At 47.6% G+C, this 6,199-nt stretch carries 4 protein-coding genes; all 4 read right to left on the bottom strand.

The window, feature by feature from the left end; genetic code table 11:
* Positions 1–198 (bottom strand): hypothetical protein (locus NG821_RS12185; RefSeq protein WP_252761933.1); only part of this gene is annotated, 198 nt, incomplete at its 3' end.
* A 34-nt stretch (positions 199–232) separates the two neighbouring features.
* A complete protein-coding gene (locus NG821_RS12180) occupies positions 233–3,193 on the bottom strand; it encodes a tetratricopeptide repeat protein (protein ID WP_252761932.1) in 2,961 nt (986 codons plus the stop codon).
* A 38-nt stretch (positions 3,194–3,231) separates the two neighbouring features.
* A complete protein-coding gene (locus NG821_RS12175) occupies positions 3,232–4,647 on the bottom strand; it encodes a glycosyltransferase family 2 protein (RefSeq protein ID WP_252761931.1) in 1,416 nt (471 codons plus the stop codon).
* The gene (locus NG821_RS12170; protein WP_252761930.1) at positions 4,628–5,887 is read right to left on the bottom strand and encodes a hypothetical protein; all 1,260 of its coding nucleotides are present in this window, start codon (positions 5,885–5,887) and stop codon (positions 4,628–4,630) included. Before NG821_RS12170 ends, NG821_RS12175 begins: the two co-directional genes overlap by 20 nt.
* Between the last annotated feature and the right edge of the window lie 312 nt (positions 5,888–6,199).

The following is a 6,199-nucleotide window of genomic DNA, read 5'->3' as shown; positions in this document are numbered from 1 at the left end:
GAGTGCCTTCCCGAGGTTATGCCCCCACAGTCCCCAGTCATAGTCGATGTTTCCGACACCGTTCGCCTTTTGGAAATCCGGCGTGCAGGTGGGGGAGTAGATGCTCCCGTATTCAAATCCCGCATTGGCTGCCCGGGAACAGGAGCAGAGGGCCATTTCGACGATCAGTAAAAGCCCGTAGGAGAGTTTTATATTCATATGCCGTTCTCTTTTAGGTTTTCTATATCTGAAGTTAGAATCCGATGGTAAGAGCACCGTCGATGCTGAACAGGTTCTTGTATTTGCTTTCATAGATGTCTTGATAATTGTTTATATCGTAAGTCGGGGTACCGCCAGTGTTGTCAGGGATGGCATTACGATGTGCCAGGGTGTTGGTAAAGGTACTCCATGTGCCATTGACAGACAGGGAGACATTGCGGATGAGTTGGTAAGTGATTCCAACTCCGACAGTCGTGTTGGTCTTGTCGAATGTTCCTGGAATTGCTGCATCCAGAATTTCCGTCTGTGGGGCATTGCTGACGCTCGCCATGGTCGAGAGTGTCAGGATGCGTGTCTCCAAAGGATAGTAGTAGCCGTTGACGACGGCGCTATAGCGGAAATGCGACGCATAGTCGATGGCATCCGCTTTTCCTCCCAGAGCAAATGAGGTCCAGGACTTCTGAAGGCCTATGCCGAGGTTGAACATGTTGTTGTCGGACTTCTTCCATCCGTTGGGCGACCAGGTATGGTAATCTTCGTCATATCCGAATGTGTAGGAGTAGGAATTGATGTTCCTGTAGCCCGCGTGTACGTCTGCAGTCCATTCCTGTGAAAGTATTTTCTCGACCTGCACATTTAGGGCAAGACGTGGAAAATATTTCGTGGACACCGCGGCGTTTCCCATAAAACTCCAGTAGTCGTTGATGGTATGGTCCCATTGGCCCTGTACTTGGATGCCGGTCCCACCGGGGGCTTCGGAATCAGTATTGGGTTGGGAGTTGCCGTCTCGCCCGGCATAGTTGAGTTGTAAGGTATACGTATTTTTTCGGGTCTTTTGTGCATATTCAATGCCTGCGACTGAGGTCTTGGTGTCATTGTCTCCATAGCGTGAGGTCACGTAGTTGACGGTGATGAAATGCCTGTTGCTCTTCTGGAGGAGTTGGTCGAGGTGAATCCCGAAACTTTTGGCTTCGAGGATTCCCGGCTGGTAGAATTTCTCGTAGTAGTGGGCGGAGTCATACTCATGCATGGCTTCGTATGCAAGCCCCTTGTCATAGAGCAATGAGCGGTTGCCGCCGTCATGTGTCAGTGCCGAATCCAGTACGGCAACGGCCTCTGGCGCCCGGTGGTCGTGGACATAAGATTCTGCCAGCATACGGCTGTTCTCGGAGTATGCGCCGATGAGGCTCTTGTTGTTGGGATAGTCGTAAAGGTAAGGCTGTAATATTTCGAGGGCCTTGTCGTATTTCTGTTGCCGCTGATAGCTTGTGGCAAGTTTGATTTTGAAGTTGACGTCCTGGGGGTAATAGGACGTCGCCTGTTGGCTGTAGGTGTCAAACTTCGTGGAGTCGTTCAGCAGGGCTGAATTGTTGATGGCGTAGAGGAGTCCCAGTTTTGAAGACGGGTAGACCTGGACCAGGCTGTCGGCAACGTCAAGGGCCTTGCGTGTCGCGCCTTCGTCCTCCAGTTGCTTGATATACTTCACTGCGATGTCTTCATATTCTGAGAGGTAGTATGACCGGAGGTCGCTTCCCAGGTCCTTGTTGAGGATTTTTCCAAGCAAGTTCAGTGCGTCCTGATACCTGTTCTGCGCCACCAGCAGGTCGGCCTGCCTCAGGTAGAGGTTGCGGTAATTGGGGAAGAGGCGCTTGATCTGTGCCAGGAGTTTTTCCGCTGCGGGATATTGTTTGGTCTCGAACAGACAGGTGTATTTCTTGTTCAGCGCTGCGAGGACCTGATTCTTGTCTTTGGAGTTCCTGATGACGAAGTCGAGCAAGGGCACGGCTTCCTGATAGTCCATGCTGGCCATGAGGTCGGTAGCGTCGTCCATATCGTAGGTTGAGAGCGCTTCTATGGCATCTTGGTTATTGGGCTGAAGGCGGACGACCTTCTCCAGCAGTGACTTGGCATGCCGCTTGTCCCCGATCTGCTGATAGATGGTGTATTCCTTCCAGAGGAGTTGGGGATCATTCGGGCGGCTCTTCCGAGCTATGCCGATATAGTAGAGGGCATCGTTGAAGTAGCCCCGGCTGATGGATGTGTTCAGAAGGAAATGGAATGCTTCGGCACTGTGTGTACGGTCGTAGACCTTTTTATACATCTCGTATGGGTCATTGGCGACTGCATCCCTGGCCGTTTCTTCCTCGATGTCGCGCTGCATGGCGGACAGTTTGGCGCTGGAATGGTGCTTGAGGAAATCCCTCAGGCAGTCGTTGGCTTCACCGAAGCGGTGCATTTCAGCCAAAATGCTTGCCTTCTTCTGGATGAGGCTGGCGGAACCTGGATTGAAATAGAGGCCCTGTGAACTGGCACTGAGGGCTTCATCGCTCCGTCCGCTTTGAATGAGCAAGTTGACGAGTTCCAGGTAGTAGGAGATGTTGTGCGGGTTGCGCTCCACGAGTTGCCTCAAGGCATCGACGGCCTGTGAAGGGCGCCCGTTGCTCCGGAGTTTCTTGACATTCTCTTCGAGTTGTCCCTGATACCGCCTTCTGATATCTTTGTCTTTGGGGAATATCTGGGCGAGGCGTCTCAAAAGCCGTTGGGCTTCAGCGTTGTTGTCTTGTTTGGTGTATAGTCCGATCTTCTTCAACCAAAGGGTCTTGCTGTAAGGTGTCTGAATGAGCATCTCGTTGATATAGCAGATGGCACTGGAATAGTTGCCTGTCCGCTCTTCTATGTTTGTCAGCAAACCGAGGGCCGCCATGTTGTCATCCTCATACCGTATTGTCCTCACGAGATAAAATCGGGCCCGTGAATAATTGTTCCTCTGATAGTAGTATTTCCCCATGAGATAATTGAGTCCGGGGTGTTCGGGGTAACTCTTCAGCGCCTTGGTCAGGATAGCCAAAGCTTTGCCGTCTTCTCCTTTGTTGAAGAGGGCGGTGGCAGTTTGTTCATATTTATTGCTGAGTGGGTCATATTGCTGGTGCCGCTGTGCCTCTGCGACGATGGAGAGCAGGAAGAACAGACCTATTAATAATAATTTTCTCTGCATAAGTTGTTTGATAATATCTAATGTGTATTTGTGTCCTTTTATTGTTTTTTGTAGCCTTCGCGCTGCATGGGTTTCCATTTCATCTTCTTGCCGATGATGAATTCAAAGTAGCCCTTGATATTGAAAAATGTAATGAGCGGGTGATAGAAGAATGGTTCCAGTATGGCAGCCAGTAGCAGTGAGCGGTATTGCTTCAAACTTTTATATTCGATCTCGGAAGCTACAGAATAGAAGATGACGACAGTCGAGAGCATGACAGAGAAAATGTAGACTGAAATCCCTACGATGATTGCTGCAGGCCAGTTGATGCCTCCTGTAATGATCAAGTAAAGGAGTACCCACCAACCTGTAAATTCTACGATGGGTGCCATGAATTCGAAGAAGAACGCATAGGGCACGGTGATGAGTCCCATGTTCTTGTACTTGGGATTGAAGATCTTTTTCCGATGGGTCCAGAAGCACTGTATCAAACCCGTGCCCCAGCGGGAGCGCTGCCGGTTGAGCATCTTCAGATTCGATGGACCTTCCGTATGGCAGCAGTTTTTCGGGATCTGTACGATGTGATATTTTATTTTTGCTTCACAACAGTAGCCTGTCATGCGCATGATCATATCCATGTCTTCCGCAAAGGAATCCACGCTGTATCCTCCGGCGTTGATGCAGATTTCCTTGTTGAAAAGGCCGTAGCCTCCCGAGACATTGTTCATGGCGTTGATCTTGGACCAACCCATTTTGCCGACGATGAAGGATCGGAGGTATTCTAGTTCCTGGAAGAGAGGGGCAGGTTTTCTCGGAGGGGCGAGTTTGGTGATCTCCCCACCTTCTATCGTGCACCCGTTCGACATGGTCATAATGCCGCTGACGGCAATGACGCTGGGGTCTTTCATGATCGGGAGGATACACTGGAACGCGGCATCCTTAGATAGGATGCAATCCATGTCCGTATTGATGAAATAGTGGTATCTGGATACGTTCAATCCGCAGTTGATGGCGTCCGCTTTTGTACCCCCGTTCTCCTTGTCGATGACGACGAGTTTGGAATAGACCGGGTTTTTGGAGCGGTACATCGTTTTGAAGGGGTGGGTGGTCAGTTTCTCCACGTAGGAATAGGGCACTTTCACGAGGTCGAAAGTCTTGATCAGTTTTTCCAGGGAAGAATCTGTGCTCCCGTCATTGACGACGACAACTTCGAATTTGGGGTAGTCCTGTTGCAAAAAAGAACGTACATTGTCGATGATGGTCAATGCCTCGTTGTAGGCAGGCACGATGATTGATACTCCCGGTGTATAAGGATTCTGGCTGATAATATGAAAGGCGTAGTCATCGATCACCTTCTCCTTATTGCGGAAGATGGAATTTCCGGCCATAATGATCAGTGCCATATAGGAGACAAATAGGAATATGGAGTAAATGAAAACTCCATATCCATAAAAATCAAATAACGTCTGCAGCATATCTTTTAATGATACTTAAAGTGTTGTCCGCATTGAGAAGGCCACCGTAGAGCTTATACTGTCTGATGAGTTCTTCTACTTCCTTGAAGGTTTCTTGTTCAACTTCATTGGCATGTCGGAATAAATTTTTGTAAGCCTTCAAACTCGACTCGTCATAGAGTCGGAGACAGATGAGGGCTACACGGCGGGTATGGGAACTCGAAGCATGCTGGGAGAAGTAGGAAAAGAACTCAGTCTGATTGCCCTTGTGGATGATCAGCACGGAGCGGAGGCAAAGTCTGACGGTGTGCTGGCTGGACATAAAGGCTTCCTTTTTGATCAGGTTCACGGCAGATTGAACCCGGCGTTCTGTCATACATTTGATGGCGGCACGCCTGATTTTCTCATCCGGAGAACCGATATAAGGTATTAAGGCGTGTACCTCGATATCCTCCCCCCAATAACTGGTCTCGCGGATGAAGAATGCTTTGTTCTCGCTTATATTTTCCATTTTTACGAGGGCTCGGAATACCGGTAGTGGTTTGTTGTCCAGTTTGCAGAGTCCAATGATATGATGGATTTCCATCTGGTCCCAGAGCGAGAGCTCCAGACCTTCTTGCCCGAGATATTTATAGGTGTCTTCCTGGTTCATCATCATATAATACATCCGTGCCTGTTTTCTTAGGGGAATATTTTGTGTATTGATGATCCGGCTGACATAACTGACGTTAATGTACAGATTCAGCAAAATTGCGAGTTGTAATGCAGCGCTCTTTTCTCGGTCTTTCCCTTTCAGGAGTTTGTCTTCCAGAAACTCTGTGTACCCGATGGCATGGATAACCTGATAGATGTTGAAAAGATTTAAACTCAGTCTCATCTTGTAGATATAATCATATAGAATCTTAAGATAGAAATTTGCTTCGTCAAAATTCGAGATGCGTATATTACAACCTATGTCAAGTATCTTGGACACTTCCTCTTGTGTCAGATTCCTGCAAGTCAGTTTGATGATGGAGTTGATGCGTGGTACGATTTTCCTGTAATTCTCTGCCTGTTTTTCTTCGTATTCATGAAGATGCTTTTGATAGAACCATAATTTGACCCCTATGACAATGACGATGATTGAACAAGTGGAGGTGATGGCAAGGGAAACTCGGACGACTATGGCCAGAGACTCGAACTTGTTATCTATATATTTGTTGATTAATCGGAGGATATCAGGCAGGTTGAACGTACGGTAAAGTTCGTTAGGTGGGCTCAATGTATAGATATTGCTTCCTAGCAAAGTTTTGCCGGAAAAATTCAGACTTCCTATGATAAAAAATATCAAAATGGAAATAACGAGAATTACTATTAATACCCTTTTCTTATTCATTAAACTTGCACAAATGCGCGATAGACCGGTTATCTGCTAAAATCTAAATTTTTACCTTATTATATATACTCTACCCGTTGGCGGAATTAAATTCATTAAATAATGATGTATAAAAAGTTGCGCATATCGCTGATTTTTAGTAAATTAGTAGTGTCAAAACTGTTAATTTCAAATCATCGATATGCACAACCTATATAC

Source organism: Segatella cerevisiae, assembly GCF_024054555.1.
Taxonomy (GTDB): domain Bacteria; phylum Bacteroidota; class Bacteroidia; order Bacteroidales; family Bacteroidaceae; genus Prevotella; species Prevotella cerevisiae.
Note: the sequence above shows the minus strand (reverse complement) of the source record. Positions and strands in the feature narration are given on the sequence as shown.